General features: G+C 50.5%; 17 protein-coding genes and 1 riboswitch. Of the genes, 12 read left to right on the top strand and 5 right to left on the bottom strand.

The window, feature by feature from the left end:
• The first annotated feature begins 72 nt into the window (after positions 1 to 72).
• A complete protein-coding gene (locus tag KQI75_RS02800; protein ID WP_216469155.1) occupies positions 73 to 1005 on the top strand; it encodes a 3-hydroxyacyl-CoA dehydrogenase family protein in 933 nt (310 codons plus the stop codon).
• 78 nt (positions 1006 to 1083) lie between these two features.
• On the opposite strand, the gene KQI75_RS02795 is transcribed toward KQI75_RS02800, so the two are convergent.
• Positions 1084 to 2274 (bottom strand): M20 metallopeptidase family protein, encoded by a 1191-nt coding sequence (locus KQI75_RS02795; RefSeq protein WP_216469154.1) that lies wholly within the window; start codon positions 2272 to 2274, stop codon positions 1084 to 1086.
• Positions 2275 to 2586: 312 nt separating this feature from the next.
• Between KQI75_RS02795 and KQI75_RS02790 the strand changes: the two genes are divergently transcribed.
• The 3 genes from KQI75_RS02790 (at position 2587) to KQI75_RS02785 (ending at position 3479) form a co-directional block, all read left to right on the top strand.
• Positions 2587 to 2904, top strand: a complete 318-nt coding sequence (locus tag KQI75_RS02790; protein WP_216469153.1) for a hypothetical protein — start codon at positions 2587 to 2589, stop codon at positions 2902 to 2904.
• Between the two features lie 57 nt (positions 2905 to 2961).
• The gene (locus KQI75_RS13685) at positions 2962 to 3087 is read left to right on the top strand and encodes a hypothetical protein (protein WP_281416169.1); all 126 of its coding nucleotides are present in this window, start codon (positions 2962 to 2964) and stop codon (positions 3085 to 3087) included.
• Positions 3088 to 3308: 221 nt separating this feature from the next.
• Positions 3309 to 3479, top strand: a complete 171-nt coding sequence (locus KQI75_RS02785) for a hypothetical protein (RefSeq protein ID WP_216469152.1) — start codon at positions 3309 to 3311, stop codon at positions 3477 to 3479.
• A 146-nt stretch (positions 3480 to 3625) separates the two neighbouring features.
• Here KQI75_RS02785 and KQI75_RS02780 read toward each other — a convergent pair whose 3' ends face one another.
• From KQI75_RS02780 to KQI75_RS02765, 4 genes are all read right to left on the bottom strand, one after another.
• Positions 3626 to 4879, bottom strand: coding sequence for a phosphoglycerate kinase (locus tag KQI75_RS02780; RefSeq protein WP_216469151.1), 1254 nt, complete (start codon positions 4877 to 4879; stop codon positions 3626 to 3628).
• Entirely contained in the window at positions 4870 to 5901 is a 1032-nt protein-coding gene (locus KQI75_RS02775) for a type II glyceraldehyde-3-phosphate dehydrogenase (RefSeq protein ID WP_216469150.1), read from the bottom strand. Before KQI75_RS02775 ends, KQI75_RS02780 begins: the two co-directional genes overlap by 10 nt.
• Before the next feature lie 43 nt (positions 5902 to 5944).
• A complete protein-coding gene (locus KQI75_RS02770) occupies positions 5945 to 6934 on the bottom strand; it encodes an NAD(P)-dependent oxidoreductase (protein ID WP_216469149.1) in 990 nt (329 codons plus the stop codon).
• Positions 6935 to 7028: 94 nt separating this feature from the next.
• A complete protein-coding gene (locus KQI75_RS02765) occupies positions 7029 to 7286 on the bottom strand; it encodes an HPr family phosphocarrier protein (protein ID WP_216469148.1) in 258 nt (85 codons plus the stop codon).
• Positions 7287 to 7656: 370 nt separating this feature from the next.
• Between KQI75_RS02765 and KQI75_RS02760 the strand changes: the two genes are divergently transcribed.
• From KQI75_RS02760 to KQI75_RS02725, 8 genes are all read left to right on the top strand, one after another.
• The gene (locus tag KQI75_RS02760) at positions 7657 to 9729 is read left to right on the top strand and encodes a BglG family transcription antiterminator (protein WP_216469147.1); all 2073 of its coding nucleotides are present in this window, start codon (positions 7657 to 7659) and stop codon (positions 9727 to 9729) included.
• Positions 9730 to 9803: 74 nt separating this feature from the next.
• Positions 9804 to 9909, top strand: a riboswitch (TPP riboswitch).
• A gap of 127 nt (positions 9910 to 10036) precedes the next feature.
• Entirely contained in the window at positions 10037 to 10828 is a 792-nt protein-coding gene (gene thiD / locus KQI75_RS02755) for a bifunctional hydroxymethylpyrimidine kinase/phosphomethylpyrimidine kinase (RefSeq protein WP_216469146.1), read from the top strand.
• Positions 10829 to 10861: 33 nt separating this feature from the next.
• A complete protein-coding gene (locus KQI75_RS02750; protein ID WP_216469145.1) occupies positions 10862 to 11464 on the top strand; it encodes an ECF transporter S component in 603 nt (200 codons plus the stop codon).
• A 3-nt stretch (positions 11465 to 11467) separates the two neighbouring features.
• Positions 11468 to 12997, top strand: coding sequence for an ABC transporter ATP-binding protein (locus tag KQI75_RS02745; protein ID WP_216469144.1), 1530 nt, complete (start codon positions 11468 to 11470; stop codon positions 12995 to 12997).
• Positions 12994 to 13701, top strand: a complete 708-nt coding sequence (locus KQI75_RS02740) for an energy-coupling factor transporter transmembrane component T (protein WP_216469143.1) — start codon at positions 12994 to 12996, stop codon at positions 13699 to 13701. The genes KQI75_RS02745 and KQI75_RS02740 overlap by 4 nt, the downstream gene beginning before the upstream one ends.
• 21 nt (positions 13702 to 13722) lie before the next feature.
• Positions 13723 to 14391, top strand: coding sequence for a thiaminase II (gene tenA, locus KQI75_RS02735; RefSeq protein WP_216469142.1), 669 nt, complete (start codon positions 13723 to 13725; stop codon positions 14389 to 14391).
• A gap of 250 nt (positions 14392 to 14641) precedes the next feature.
• Positions 14642 to 15913 carry a zinc-binding dehydrogenase gene (locus KQI75_RS02730; protein WP_216469141.1) on the top strand — a complete coding sequence of 424 codons (1272 nt, stop codon included), beginning with the start codon at positions 14642 to 14644 and terminating at the stop codon, positions 15911 to 15913.
• A 51-nt stretch (positions 15914 to 15964) separates the two neighbouring features.
• A complete protein-coding gene (locus tag KQI75_RS02725; RefSeq protein WP_216469140.1) occupies positions 15965 to 16726 on the top strand; it encodes a DeoR/GlpR family DNA-binding transcription regulator in 762 nt (253 codons plus the stop codon).
• Positions 16727 to 16768 lie beyond the last annotated feature (42 nt).

Here is a 16768-nt window from a genome sequence, read left to right as displayed (position 1 = left end):
AGCAGGCAGGCTTTTTTCTTGTGCGTGCCGATATTTTGTGATACGATACACATAGAAAGTGAGGAATACGATATGAATATACAATCAATTGTTGTGGCGGGTGCCGGCACGATGGGTTCTTCTATGGCGCAGATTTTTGCGGGATACTACGACAACGTTGTGATATATAATCATCGAGAAGTGACGCTGAACAAGGCGAAACAGCGGATACAGGACAATGTGCAGACTTTGGTGCAGGTGGGGACGATGACGCAGACACAGGCACAGCGCTTGCTCGGGGCACTCTCGTATACAACGGAGTGGGACTGTTTTTCGTCCTGTGACTTGGTGGTAGAAAATTTGGCGGAAAACCTGCCGATCAAACAGGCGTTTTATGAAAAAATCTCACAAGTGGTAAAACCGTCTACGATCATTGCCACCAATACCTCAGGACTGTCCATTAACATCTTGGCGCAGTCTGTGCGCGGTGCGCATCGGTTTATCGGTATGCACTGGTTTAATCCGCCGCATCTGATTCCACTCATTGAAATTATCAAAGGTGACGCGACAGACGATAATACCGCACAGACGATTTATGATTTGAGCTTGAAAATCAACAAGAAACCGGTTGTCGTTCATCGGGATGTGCCGGGATTCGTGGCGAACCGCTTACAGTTTGCTGTTTTGCGCGAAGCACTGGATCTGGTGCAGAGTGGTGTGATTTCAAAGGAGGGCATTGACGATGTCATGAAATACGGGCTTGGATTCCGATATGCCTGCTTGGGACCGCTGGAAGTTTCTGATTTTGGTGGATTAGACACATTTTATCACATCAGCAGCTATTTGATGAAGGATTTGTGCAATTCCGGAGACGTGCCGGAGCTGATGAAGCAGCATTATGATGCCGGAGAATACGGCGTGAAAAGCGGTGCGGGATTTTATGATTATTCTGGCGATAAAGCGCAGCAGGCAACCAAGGAGCGCGATGAGAAGTTTTTGAAACTGTATCATGCGCTGTATGAATAAAGCAATCATACAACAGCGATAGACGTTTCAGCGTTTGATATGCGAAAAAATCCGGCAGAAATGCCGGATTTTTTGTATTTACTGAGATAGCCAGTTCAGCGCGCACCATGTGTGCAGGGCTGCGCCCAGCGGGAGAACATCCTCATTGAACACAACTTTTTCATTGTGCATGGGCTTGCCGTACAGCGGATTTTCATTTGGTGTACCGGCGCCCAAGAGCAGATACGCACACGGCAGTTCGTATGTGTACGAGGCAAAATCTTCCGAGCCCATGCCGCCTTCATCCAAACGATATACGGCCTGTTCGCCGACAAGCTGTTGGGCGAAATCTGCCATCTGGTTGACCAAATCCGGATCATTTACAAGCGGGGGAGCGGACGCAAGTTCAGTTACCTCTGCACTGCCGCGAAATGCTTGCGCGGTGCACTTGGCGATGGCCTCTATGCGCTGCATGATGCGCGCGGTAAGGTCTCGGTCAAAGGTGCGAATCGTGCCTTCTAAGATGGCGCTCTGCGGGATGATATTGGGAGCCTGTCCGCCCTGCATGTGTCCGATGGTTACGACAGCAGGCTGTTTTGCCGAAATTTCTCGGCTAATCAGCTCTTGCAGAGACAGGTAAATGTGAGCGGCGATATTAAGCGGGTCCACGCCGGTTTCCGGCATGGCACCGTGACAGCCAACGCCGTGAACGGCAATGCAAAACAGCGTACAGCCTGCCATAAATGTGCCGCGTCCGCACAGAATCAGACCGGATGGTGTGCCGGAATTGACATGCAGCGCCAAACCGATTTGCGGCTTAGGATTGTTTAACACACCTGCCTGCAGCATGGATTTGGCACCGGTGAATCCTTCTTCATCCGGCTGAAAGACCAGCTTGACAGTGCCATTTATCTGCTTTTGATAGTTGCGAAGCAGCTTGGCTGCGCCCAACAGCATCGCTGTGTGCATATCGTGTCCGCAGGCGTGCATAGAACCGTTTTCGGATTGAAAAGGCAAGCCGGTCTGTTCCTGTATGCGCAAAGCATCCATATCTGCACGGAGAAGCATACAGCGTCCGGTGTCTTTTCCGGTGATGGTCGCGACAATGCCGCTCTCACATAGTTCCTGCGGTTCATAGCCCAACTCGATAAGCCGTTTCATCACATAAGCCTTGGTTGCAGGAAGATGTGTGCCGACTTCCGGGTTTTGATGAATGGTTCGGCGGTCTGCAAGAATTTCCTGTTTGATTTCCTGTGCGGATGACAGCAATTCCTGAACTGTTGGTTGCATGAGAATCCATCCTTTCTTTCTAAAAAAGTTCTGTTCCTTTTTATTATAACGGATAAAATGAAAAAATAAAGTGGATTGGAGGCGAGTGTGATATAATAAAAATAAAAGTGAGGGAAAGATAGAATGCCAAACTGGTTTGCCGCACCCTTCACGGGGTGCGTGGATTGAAATTTTGAATGAAAAGTGCTGTGACAAAGTATGTGAGTCGCACCCCGCATGGGGTGCGTGGATTGAAATATGTAAAGGGAGATGACATTGTCGTTGAAAGTTCCTCTGGCGAATTTGTAACTATTCTGAAAGGAGGAGTAACAAATGCTCGGGTTAAAAACGCAAGAAAGTCAAAAATTTAATCGTTTCTGGCAACTGGTTCAAGATACTGCTGGTAGAAGCGGCTGTGTATTTTTTGGGTTTGCAGGAGAAGGGCGAGATTTTGAAACTACTGAAATGGAAGGCGAAGATTTTAGTGGTTGGCTTGTTCCTCTTGATAATGCAACAGCGTTTGAAAAGTTTTGGAAGAAGTCATCAATCAATAATGAAAAACTGGAAAGTAAATTTCCACATGTAAAGTTTTTGTTTGCAATATGGAAAATAAATAATGGCGCGATCTCTATTGAATTTCGGGAGTTTTAACCAAAACCACGATGCACATGCACCGTGGTTTTCTTATACCTGTTTTGGGGGAACGATATGATTTATTTGAGTCGCACCCCGCATGGGGTGCGTGGATTGAAATTCAAAGCAGTAATTGCTGAGGGGATTATCGAAACAATTAAAAAGGTCGCTGATGAACTCTTCCCACCACAGGACAAGTAATCAAGCGACCCGGAAGGAACGAAAGCCCCTCCTTCTTAATACAGTATATCACTTGCTGAATTCTATGTCAAAAAAATCATTCTCATCCTTGTCGGAATCTTTGTTCCTGTTTTTACAATTTGGAATGTTTATGATTTCTGTGCAAGGGGTAGTCGCTCTACTGCATTTTCTATTGGGACAAAGAAAAAGCCATCGCTCTGTTGCAGTACGCAAGGGACACAATGCCCAAGATTACTGCATTGATGCTACAGGTACGGACGGCGTCCGCAGCCGCAGCAAACATCAGCGATGGCTATATTCACAGTGTATACGGCGATGGCTTTCCTGTCAAGAAGAAAAAATCCCTGTGTCCTATAAATCGCAGAACACAGGGAAAAGAAAACGGCATGTGAGAAAGTAAATATTAGAAAGTGTGTCTTCGTACATGAGGTGTGGAGAGAATAGCCGTTTTGCTTGATGTTATCCACAGTGCCCGATGCAGGCACTGTGGAGATGTGGAATAGAGTAAGAATAGAGAATAGGCGAAAATTTGTACGGCTTACAGTTTCTGTCGCTCGTAAGCCTGTTCCATGGCTGCAATCAGCGGAAGCTTCTTGCCGCTCATAAAACGAACCATGGCACCGCCTGCGGTGCAGACGTAGCTGATCTTTGTCAGATCAATAAACTTGGTTGCGCTGGATACGGTGTCACCGCCGCCAATGACGGAATAAGCGTCGCTGTCAGCAATGCCGCCCCAGATTCCGCGTGTACCGACGTCGAACCCGTCCTGCTCATAGATGCCGGCAGGGCCATTGGCGAAAATGGTCTTTGCGGATGCCAGCAGAGCCTGATAATCTGCGATTGTCTGGGCACCGATGTCGATAAACTGCGCATCCTGCGGCAGATTGTCAATAGTGCATTCCACGCGCGCGCCGTCCTTATTATATGCGAGATCACGCGGCAGTTCAAAGCGATCCGGATATTCGGTCAGATATTTTTTTGCGGCGTCTACAAAACTCAGCATGTCTCGGTCACGCAGGAACTTCATCTGCGGTTCGCCAAACGTCACACCGTTTGCGATGTGCATGATGATACCGGTGACACCGGTGGTCAGGATTTTATCCGCTGTACCGTTCTTGAGCACAGATTCCATCATGCCAAAGGCATCGGAAATCTTTGCGCCGCCGAGCACAAACATACACGGATGCTGTGCGCCGTCCTTGACGGATGCCAGTGCGGCATATTCATCAAAGAACTGGAAACCAGCAGCTGCCGGTAAGAAGTGCGGGAATCCAACCATAGACGGAGCGTCGCGGTGCGCGGCAGAGAATGCGTCGTTGACATATAAATCGAACAGCGGAGAGAGTTTGCGGATATGCCATACATTTCCCATTTCTTCCGGCTTCAGCTTGACAAAGTTAGAGAATGTAGACAGTTCTTCACCGAGATAACGCAAATTTCCGAGGATGATTGCCTCGCCGGCCGGCAGATTCTTGACTGCTTCAATCGCGGCAGGACCGCAGACATCGTCAATGTAATGCACCGGATAGCCGGTCAGATCGGACAGCTTTTCTGCGTGTTCTTCAAGCGGAATCAAGTTTTGATAGTCCTGCGTGTCACCCTGATGTGCAATCAGGGCGACAGCGGCGCCGTTTTCCAGCATATATTTCAGCGTGACGGCATTTTTCTTCAAACGGTTTTCGTTGACAATCTTCTTGGTGACCGGATCAATCGGAGAATTGATGTCCGGACGGAATAGGATTTTCTTGCCTACAATATCAAGCCCGCGCAGGGCGTTCATTTTTATTTCCATTTTGCCATCCCCAGATATTCATTCGTCTTAGCGGTTGCTTCTTCCATGGTATCCTGCATGTGCAGCGCGGCGCGTACACCGTCCAGTGTTTCCGGAATGGTGACAGCTTCCTGCGGGATATAGATCGCGAACATAATCTGATCGCCGTATTCTACGATAGATTCTTCCCACAGGCCGATTTCATACATGTCGCCGCGCGGGTTGCCGAGGTCACGTGCATACTTGAACATGGATGCATTGCCGAGGAAACCGTCTGCGATACGAACAACGCGGATGCGGTCATGGGTCTTGAATGCCTCAAGTGCCTGTTCCTTGGTGATTTTCTGTTTGCCCTGTGCGGTAATGGTAATGATGTGACCGTGTGTTACCGGCGTGTGAACCAGAATGCCGGTTGCTTCTACGTGCGGCATAATGGTCATCAGATCCACAGCCTGATGCGAAGGAGCCTTGTCAATCTTCAGTGCATTGGTCAGTCCGCGATGATAGTCACCCGGATCGGCAACACGGCGAATGATGGTGATAGCTACGCGCTCGATACCGCCGCAGTTGCGGTCAAGGCAGTCAACGGCACGAATCAAACCGGTGGTATTGCAGGAAGTCAGCTTGAGGAACTGCTTATCCAGACCCTTTTCGTAGTTTGCATAACCGTGGAAGAATACGTCAGCGACGTCGTTCTTTTCGCCGCCCTGGAAGATGCACGGCTTGCCCATGCGCTCAAACAGCTTCTTGTTTTCTGCGCCAACGCCCGCCGGAGTTGCATCGAGCAGAATGTCACACTTTTCTGCGAGATCCTCCATGGTGCCGCATACCGGAATGCCGGCTTCTGCATAAGCATCTGCGTACTTCGGGTCAGACATATACAGGTCATACGGCATGCCCTTTTCCTTGAGGGCACGCACGCCCAGATTTGGTGTGCGGTTTGCAACACCGACGAGTTCCATATCTCCCATGCGGACAACACCGTCAGCCAGACGCTGACCAATGGTACCGTAACCTACGACGCCAACTTTTACCTTGTTCATCATGTATTCTCCTTTTTATGCTGGTATAAATCTTGTGTGAATGTTAACGATGTTTTGCGTACTCCGGATTGAGCAGGCTGCGAGGCTGATCGCCGCGCATGTATGATGCGATGACACCGGCACAGTGGTTGAATACCATGCGCACAGCCTGCGTAGAAACAGCGGCGGAATGCGGTGTCAGAACGACATTTGGCAGCGTTTTCAGCTCGGAATCCGGATCAAACGGCTCTACCTTGAAAGCGTCCAGCGCAGCACCGGCGATTTTGCCGGAGCGCAGCGCGTCTGCCAAATCATGTTCGTTGACGACGTAGCCGCGGCTCGTGTTGATAATATACACGCCGTCCTTCATCAAATCAATGACGTCCTTGCAGATAAAGTCCTTCATGGTCTTGACTGCGGGCAGATGCAGACTGATAATATCAGCGGTGCGCACGGCGGTTTCCAAATCGACGATTTCTACACCCAGCGCGTTGGCAGCCTGATAATTCGGATACGGGTCATACGCAATGACCTTGACCGGGAATACGCTGAGCAGCTTGGCAAATTCACAGCCGATATTGCCGAAGCCGAGCAGTGCAACCGTGCCTTCCAGCGTCTGAGACATCTTTGCCGTGACGCCATCCGCGCGCAGGCTGCGGTCATAAATAGTAATCTTGCGCAGAATCGCAAGTGTCAGGGCGAGTGCCTGTTCTGCGACCGCCTTGGAATTGACGCCTGGTGCGTTGCACACGGCGATGCCAAGTTCAGTGGCTTTTTCCAGATCGACGGTCTCGAAGCCAGCGCCAAAACGAGCGATGCCCTTCAAATGGTCGGCACAGGCGGAGAGCACTTCCGCGTTCCACGGTTCGCGTCCCGCTACGACATAATCAAAGCCCTTGGCTGCGGCGATTACTTCCTGCACGTCCTGCGTGTGATACAGCGGCGTATTGACAATTTCTGCGCCCTGTGCGACGGCGTCATGAAAAACCTCGTTGAGATCGAGATTCAATTCGTTCTGCACCAGAACAGCAACTCTCGTTTTGTTCTCTGGCATGATGGTTCCTCCTTTGGGGAATCGGTGCTGCGGCTATTCGCCGCAGCATTCGTGTGAGTGAGTATGATGATATAGTGAAATGGTTAGGCTAAATTTACAGCTTTTCGCTGAGATATGCAGAGAGCGTTTTTGCGTCCTGCTTTTCGCTGTCGCCGGAGAGGACGAAGGAAATATGATCTCCGCCCTTGATGGCCATGCCGATGATGGACAAGATGCTGTTGGCGTCAACGGATGCGTTGTCCTTTACCAGACGAACGGTAGAAGATAACGGCTTAATTTTCTGTGTCAGCTCCGCAGCAACCTGTGCATGAACGAATACCGACTCGGACACTGTATGTTCAATGGTAATCATTTGGATTGGCACCTCTTTCTTTGGTAGTTTGTTTTTGTTGATTTATCTTTTGTGACTACAAGTATGACGTCAAAACAGGGGTGAAACAAGTGGATTTCTGGCGGAAATTTGGCGTCATGCATGTGGACACGGCAAAAACATGTGCAAAATATCGAGAAATAGCGGCGTAAAGCAAGTGGTACATGTAGAATATACACAGCACACGGGAGAAAAATGAGATGATTTGTTAAAAAAATAACAAAAGAAAAATTTCCGTCAATTCTGGACAAAATTGAGAAAATGTGGTATCTTTCTTGCAAATAATCACGAAGCCATCAGGATTTGTCAATAATTTAACAAACAGGGTGGCGGGAAGAAAGGTGGGAAGAACATGGAGCTGTCACAGCGAGCGAAACAATTGAGCATTCTGCTGCTGGAACAGCCGGCAGGATGCCCGCTCACATTGGCGGAATTGTCCGAACAAATGCATTTGAGCAAGCGAACCATCCAGCGAGCGCTTCCGGAAGTGCGCGACTGGATGAAAGCGCGGAATTGTCTCATGCAGTCCCGCGCGGGCAGCGGTATTTTTCTGGAATCGAGTGAGAAGGCCAAGCGCGATCTGTTGTTGGAACTGCAGGGAAATGTGCACGGACAGGAAAGCCTGTCGCAGCAAGCGGAACTGTTGGAGCTGCTGCTCGATGCAAAACGGGTGTTGTCCATCGAACAGATCAGCGAGCGGCTGTTTTGTTCCAGAGATGCCGTGGAGAAGCAGCTGCCATGGGTGCGGAATTGGCTGGCACGGTATCAAATCACGCTGCATGTACAAACCGGTGTAGGCTTATATATTGAAAGCACAGAGAAAAATTGGCGGCGCGCGCGCATCGAACACATTGCGGCGTTTCATGCAGATGCAGTGATGATCTATTTCTCTGCGCCGGAGCGCAATGAGCCGCCGATGCTGTTTCGTGTTCTTTCGCGGGAAGAACAGCTCAGCCTGCTGTCTATTTTGCGACGGGCGCAAAGCTATCAGGAGATTTGCCTGACAGACGAAGGCTTTCTGCGCGTATATCTGTGTGCGGGGCTGATGCTTCGGCGCATTCGTCAGGGGTATCCGCTGCAGTTGGAGCGGGAAGAACTGGAACGACTGCAACGGCTTCCGGAATATGCTATGGCGGAGCATGTGACGGATATGCTGCGGGAACACAGTGAGATTGCACCGGATGCCGCGGAAATCGGATTTTTGGCCATGTATTTTGCAAACAGCGACACCATGCCGAAACAAAATCTCGCTGCATCAGCGACGGGAGAGCTGCACCGGCTGTATTTGGCGCAGCGCATCATCGGTGCGGCACAGCGCGAATTGCAGCTGCATTTTGAGGCGGATGAACAGCTGTTAGAAGGACTTTACAGCCATTTGCAAGCGACATGCAGCCGTCTGCGGCTGGGAAGTCCGATTGAAAACCCGCTGACGCAGGAAATGATAGAGCTGTATCCTACTTTATATGCAGCGGCAGACAATGCTTGCGCGGTATTGAAGGAAATTTTAGAGATAGACAGCGTTCCGCCGGAAGAATGTGCGTATATTGCGATGCATTTGGGCGCGGCCATGGAGCGGATGCAGGAGAAATCGCAAAATATCTCCGCCGTGGTCGTGTGTCCGGTCGGCATGAGCGGCGCCAGTCACTTGGCGGCAGAAATTACGCGCCGATTTCCTCGGATTGCTGTGCACCGTATCGTCAGCGCGATCGACATTGACACACGGCAGCTGCGGCGTGAAGGCATTGACTTGATTGTTTCCACCATTGATTTGTCACTTTCGTATCCGGTGGTGCGTGTCAGTACGCTGCTCAATCGGCGGGATTTTACCCGCATTGATGCGGCGCTGACGATGGCGATTCAGCGAAAGCAGGAGATACGGGCGGCGCAGCATCCCATGGCGCAGCGGAAAGATGCGGCATTTATTGCACGATTCAGTGATGAAATGCTGCGCCTGACGGAAGAAATTCCGTGGCATCAAATTCCAAGCATCCAGCATGTGGAGGAGTTGGCGTATTATGCTGCGCGCATGATGATTTCGGACGATATTGCGGCAAATCAGCTGGAGCAGCAGCTTGTGCATCAGGTGCATCAGGCGGACAGCTATTTGCAGCCGTATCGAAGGTTGTTTCTCTGCTGTCAGTCGGAATATGTCAAACACTGCTGCATGGGATACTTACAGGTAAACATGCCGTATGCGTGGAACGGGCAGGATGCTGTCGAAGGCTGTCTTGTGCTGCTCGTGCCGGAGAAGGATGCAACGGGCGCGGCGGCGTATCTGATGCACAGAGCGTGTGCGGCATTGCTGCGCGGCAGAGAATATTTGCAGGACATGCAGCGTGGAGAAAAATCGGCGTTTGCACAGCGTCTGGAGCGCGATTTGCTGCAATGCTATGCCAATATTGTGCGGCAGCATTTGCCGGAATAGCGGGAACAAAAAAACTGTTGCCTTCGGGCAACAGTTTTTTCTTGACGGAAAGAGACAAAGAGAATATAATAAATTGAACGAAACGGGGGAGCTTGTGCGAGCAGGCTGAGAGTAGGCGAAAGCCTTGACCCTTAACCTGATTTGGATAATGCCAACGTAGGAAGATGTTTTTTTGACTTGCGCATCGGGTTACCGAATGCGTTTTTTTTTGAAAAAATCTTGTCGTTTCGTTTTTAAGCGGTCGATTGGGGGCACCACCTTCCGCCGCTATACAAAATCAATGACTGTGAAAGGAGACAAGTTCACAATGAAAACAGCATTGACAATCGCAGGAAGTGATTCCTGCGGAGGCGCTGGAATTCAAGCAGACATTAAAACGATGACCGCCAATGGCGTATATGCCATGAGCGCCATCACCGCATTGACTGCACAGAATACCACCGGCGTAACAGGTATCATGGAGGTAACTCCGGACTTTTTGCGGGAACAGCTGACCGATGTGATTGAGGACATTTGGCCGGATGCCGTAAAAATCGGCATGGTTTCCTCCAGCGGACTCATTCAAGTCATCGCGGATACCATTGAAACCTATCAGCTCAAAAATGTCGTTGTCGATCCGGTTATGGTTGCGACAAGCGGCGCAAAGCTCATCAGCGATGAGGCCATTGAGACGTTGAAAACGCAGCTGATTCCGAAGGCGACTGTCATCACGCCGAATATTCCGGAGACGGAAGTGCTGTTCGGCAAGAAGATCACCAGCGCCGAGGATATGATTGCAGCGGCAAAATGGATTAGCGAGACCTATCACTGCGCGGTACTGTGCAAGGGCGGACACAATATGAATGACGCCAACGATCTGCTGTATCGAGACGGCGGCTATCAGTGGTTCAAGGGAAAGCGCATCGACAACCCGAACACCCACGGCACTGGCTGCACGCTTTCCAGCGCGATTGCATCCAATCTCGCAAAGGGCATGAATTTAGATGACGCCGTGGATTGCGCGAAGAGATATATTTCTGGCGCATTGGCGGCGATGCTGGATCTCGGCAAGGGCAGTGGTCCGATGAATCACGCGTTTGCAGTGGAAGGCACATATTAAATCATTTTATTCAGGGAGTAAGCAAGATATATTATGGATATGAAGTGGAAGTTAAAAGACATTTTGATGGTTGCCATCGTGGGCGTCCTGTTCTCGTTCCTGTTTTTGGGTGCTGATTACGTGGGCGCCGCTCTGACGGCGGCGTTGACGCCGATGGGTCTGGGCGCACTTGGCTACCAGTTTATTTATGGCATCTGGTTTATGGCTGCAACCTTTGCAACCTACGTGATTCAGAAGCGCGGCGTCGGTATCATCGCAGAAATGCTGGCAGCAGTCATTGAAGTTATGATGGGCGGCATGTTTGGTCCGATGACGCTGGTTACCGGTTTTTGTCAGGGTCTGGGTTGCGAGATCGGCTTTGCGATCTTCCGTTATAAGAAGTTCGGCTGGTCTTCGATGATTCTCAGCTCGATTATTTGTGCGGTATTTACGTTTATCGTTCCGGAATATTTCGCATACGGTTACAGCGCATATGCACTGCCGATTCTGATTGCAGCACTGGCAATTCGCGTTGTCAGCTCGATACTCTTTACCGGTGTCGTATCCAAGCTGATTGGCGACGGTCTGGCAAAGGCTGGTGTATTGCGCGGCTATGCACTGGGCATGAAACAGAATCTTCCGGAGGAAGTGGAATAATTCATGAAACAGGCTGCGATTGTATGTGAAAACCTGACGTTTCGCTATTTTGAAAAATCCAAACCGGTGATTGACAACGTATCGCTGACCATTCCGGCGGGAGAAGTCACTGTCCTGATGGGAAGCAGCGGCTGCGGAAAGAGCACACTGGCGGCAGTTCTGTGCGGATTGCTGCCGGAAAACGGCGGCTTTTTGACGAAAGGCTCGATTGAGCTGTTCGGCACACCACTGAAAGAGCTGAATCCGAGTGACCGCGCCGAGAAAATTTCTATGATGTTCCAAAATCCGGATCTGCAGTTCTGCATGGCAACGCTGCGCGAGGAACTATATTTTTGCATGGAAAATATCCGTGTGCCGGCGGAACGCATGCGCGAGCGCGCACAGTTGTCTGCACGCGTGATGGGAACAGAGCATTTGCTGGATCGGAAGCTGTTCAGCCTGTCCGGCGGAGAAAAACAGCGTGCTGTTCTGACGTGCATTCATCTGCTCGATGCGTCGTGTATTTTGCTGGATGAACCATTCGCTAATTTGGATCCGGATGCGGTACAGGAAATGATGAAATTGCTGCGCAGGATGTGTCGGGAACAGGGCAAAACAATCGTAGCAATTGACCACATGGCGGATCACTGGATGGATACGGCGGATCGCTTTCTGCTGCTCGGCGAAGGCGGACGAGTACTTTGTGAAGCGCAGACAGCGGAAGAACTGGAGCAGGCGCGCCCACTGTTTCGGGAACAGGGAGTCGCCTATCCGGGCATTTGGCAGGAAACGCGCAAAGCGCCGCTTGTTGTCAAATCAACGGAGGACGGTCTGCGTCTCAGTCGTGTGACCATGCCGGAAATTCCGCAAAAGCCGAAAAAACGCCGCCGTCTGAGAGGAAATGTCGCGGAACAGGATAGTTTGCTGTTCGAAGGGGATGCGATATTTCCGGATGGCTGCATTACGGCAATTTTGGGACCGAGCGGCTGCGGAAAAACATCATTGATGATGACGTTTTTGAAGCAGCGCGACTATCTGGGAGATATTGTCATTGTAGAAAACGGATATGTGCGCGAACTGCGCTCTATTGACCAAAAAGGGTGTTTCGATGAGGTCGGCATCGCGTTTCAGAACCCATCCAATCAGTTTATCACGCAAAACGTGACGGAAGAAGTGGCGGATGGACTGAGCCGCCGATACGCCGGCGAAACACCGGAACAAATCAAGCAGCGGGCACTGGACATGCTGGATACCTGCGGGCTGCGCAAGTATCAAAAGTTTTCTCCGTATATGCTCAGTCAGGGACAGCAGCGCAGACTGGCTGTGCTGTCTGTGCTGGCGGGCGGACAAAAACTGCTGCTGCTTGATGAACCGACATATGGACAGGATTATCGTTCGGCACGCGCGCTGATGGATCAGGTTTGTGCGCGCGTCAAGGAAGACGGTTTGACTGTCATTATGACGACGCATGACCGCGGACTGGCAGAGGCGTATGCAGACGTTCGCTACCAGATGTGCGGAAAAAAACTGATACGGGAGGACGGAAGCAAATGAGACCGACCGTTTTGGAAAAAATCAATCCGTTTATCAAGGTTGTCACAATTTTGGTGTGCGGCATTTTGATGGCGCTGACCAGCTCGTGGAAGCTGAATTTGGCGGTGTTGATTGCGGCTCTGCTGGCATTGCTGCTGTTGTCCGACTGCAAATTGTCCTCGCTTGTCAAGACGTTTGTGCCGGTTATTCTGTTGGCTGGCGCCGTATTTGTCTCCGGCATGTCCTATGGCAAGAGTGCGGCACAGTCGGCGTCTATTTATGACGTGGCTTCGATGGACTCTGCGCTGCTGCTCAGCACGCGCATTCTCGCCTATGTCGGTATGGGTATGGTGTTCGCGCTTTCTACAGACCAAAAAGAATTTATTATGTCGCTCATGCATCAGGCGCACGTCAAGCCGAAGTTTGCATATGGCGTGCTGGCGGCAGTCAATCTTATCCCGACGCTGCGCCGCGAATGGGATGAGGTAAATCTTGCGTATCGCGCAAGAAAGAAACGCACCGGCTTGCTGCCGATTGGCCCGCTGTTTAATACATTGGTCAACGGCATTCGCTGGTCAGAAAACGTTGCGATGGCAATGGAATCCAAAGGATTTGACGGCGATGGAAGCCGCACGTTTGCCATCACAACGCGGGTTCGTGCAGGAGATATTTGCTTTGCCGTGCTTTGCATTGGACTCATGGCGGCAGGCATGATATGTTTGTAAACAAGGAAAAGGAGTTATCATATGAAAGTATCGGAACGTTTGTATAACAGCATTATTGATTTGTGGGATAAGTACAATGAGCATCCGTTTGTAAAGGGTCTTGCAGACGGCACGCTGCCGCTGGAAAAATTCCAGTTCTTTATGATTCAGGATCATCTGTACCTGATGCAGTACGCAAAGGTTTTTGCGCTGGGCGTTCTCAAAGCAAAAAATGAGAGCGATATGCGTCTGTTCTCCGGTCTGATTGCCGCAACGCTGGACACGGAAAATGCGCTGCATCAGGACTATCTGCGCCGCCTGAACATTTCGCAGGAAATGATTGCACAGGCAAAGCCGAGCATTGTGACTGATTCGTATACCAACTATATGATCGCGATTGCAGAAAAGGAGGGACTCGGCGAGCTGATGGCGGCAGTGCTGTCCTGCTCTTGGAGCTATAAGCTCATCGGTGACTTTATGGAGAAGTTCCCGGGCGCTACGGAGCAGGAATTCTACGGAGAATGGGTGAATATGTACATTTCGGATGGATACCGTTCCTCCAACCAGCTGATGATTGATATGGTGGACCGTCTGACCGAGGGCTATACCGAACAGCAGATTCAGAATTTGGAGCACATTGTTTATGTGTGCAGCCAGTATGAATACATGTTCTGGGATATGGCTTGGAATGAAAAGATGGTAGAAGTTTAATCGACTGACAAGTCCATCGAAAAAAAGGCATCCATGTGTAAAAAAGGTTTGCGCATGGATGCCTTTGCTTTGCACAAAAACTGTTGTTTCAAAAGTAACTAGCTTTTATACCAAAAATTTAATCGAAAAATTGTGCAGATTTTCGGTGAAAAACGCATTGACATTTGGGCGAAATGCGAATATTATAGAAGCATAAACTATTGAAATACAAACACTCGGTTTTGAAACAATAACGAAAGGAGTTTTTGCTATGAAAGCAAGAGGCGTAAGACTGCATGCGGCAAACGACCTGCGACTGGAGGAATTTGAGCTTCCGGAGATTACCGATGACGAGATTCTCGTCAAAGTAGTATCCGACAGCATCTGTATGTCTACGTATAAGTGTGCTATACTGGGTACAGACCACAAGCGTGTACATGAGGATGTCGCAGAGCATCCGGCAATCATGGGACATGAGTTTGCGGGTGACATTGTTCAGGTTGGCAAGAACCATCAAGACAAGTTTAAGCCGGGCATGAAGTTCACGCTTCAGCCGGCGCTGAACTACAAGGGAACCATGTGGAGCCCGGGATACTCGTATGAGTTCTTTGGCGGCGATACGACGTACTGTGTCATTCCGGCTGAGGTCATGGAGCTGGGATGCCTGCTGGAGTACAAGGGACGCGCATACTATGAAGCATCGCTGGCAGAGCCGATGTCCTGCAGCATTGGTGCCTTTCATGCGGCATATCACACGCATATGGGCGTGTACAAGCACGAAATGGGCATCAAAGAAGGCGGCAATCTGGCAATCATGGCAGGTGCCGGCCCAATGGGTCTGGGCGCTCTGACCTATGCACTGCATCGTGATGTCCGCCCGTCCCGTGTTGTTGTGGCTGACGTCAATCAGGAGCGTCTGGATCGCGCGGAAGAGCTGTTTCCGGTGGCGGAGTATAAGAAAATGGGCATTGATTTGCACTTCGTCAACACTGGAAAGTATGACGATCCGGTTGCAGTGCTGCGTGACATCACGGACGGCGCAGGCTATGACGATGTATTCTGCTACGCGCCGGTTGCAGCCGTTGTACAGCAGTGCAGCGACATTCTGGGCAGAGACGGCTGCTTGAATTTCTTTGCCGGCCCGACCGACAAGAAGTTCAGCGCAACCATGAATTTTTACGATGTACACTACAACTCTACCCATGTCATGGGCACGACTGGCGGCAATACCGCAGATATGATTGAATCGCTGGAGCTGACCGCTGCCAAGCGCATCAATCCGGCGGTTATGGTAACACATATTGGCGGTCTGAACGCTGCGGCAGAGACAACACTGAACCTGCCGAAAATCCCGGGCGGCAAGAAGCTGATTTATACGCATCTGACCATGCCGCTGATCGCGCTGGAGGATCTGCGCAAGAGAGGCGAGGAGCTTGGCGATGCGCGCTATACCGCACTGGCTGACATTGTGGATGCGCACAAGGGTCTGTGGTGCCCGGAGGCAGAGGAATACCTGCTGGCAAACTTCATCGAGGAAGAATAAACTCTGCTGAAATTCTTCTTTCGGTGAATGCAGGCTGAAAGGAGAATACATATGGATACAATGGAAAGACGCAGAAATGCGATCGCGGCGCTCATCAACCAAAAGGGCACTGTGAGCTTTTCTACAATCAAAGAGCATTTCCCGAACGTTTCGGAAATGACGCTTCGCACCGATTTGAAAGCATTGGACGAAGCAAAGCAGATAGTAAGAATCCATGGCGGAGCAAAATCTGTACAATTGGTTATCAATACGGATGACTTTTTTAATCGGAGAGCCATTCGTAATATTCAGGAGAAACAGGAAATTGCCCAAAAGGCATTGCGGCTGATTCAGCCGGATACCGCAATTTTTCTGGACTCCGGCAGCACAACAACCGAGCTGGCACGGCTGTTTCCGGATCAATCCAACCTCATCTATACGACCGGACTCAGCTGTGCCACCGAGTTGGCAGGCTTGGAAAAACCAGTCATCATGCTGCCGGGCGGCCGGCTCAATCGGTATAGTATCAGCACGTATGGTACGATGGCGATTCAAGAGCTGGAGCACGTTAATTTTCACCAGACATTTTTAGGCATCACAGGATATACGCTGCAGGCGGGCTTTACCTGCGGCAGCATCGAAGAAGCCCTGCTCAAGCGCACGGCGATGAAGCAGGCGGATCAGGTCATCGTTTTGATGGATTCCTCCAAGGTAGGCGTGAAGAGGAGCTATTCCATTTGCTCGATGGCGGATGTCGATCTGGTGATTTCCGATGGGCATCTTCCGCAGGACGTTCTGGCGGAATGTGAACGGCATCGGATTCCTGTTTTATAACCTACAATTGTACCGTTTATTGTCCCGCTGTACAGGATAAGA

Origin of the sequence: Butyricicoccus intestinisimiae, from assembly GCF_018918345.1 — a bacterium.
GTDB lineage: Bacteria > Bacillota > Clostridia > Oscillospirales > Butyricicoccaceae > Butyricicoccus_A > Butyricicoccus_A intestinisimiae.
The sequence above is the reverse complement of the archived record's forward strand: the minus strand, read 5'-3'. Positions and strand labels throughout refer to the sequence as shown.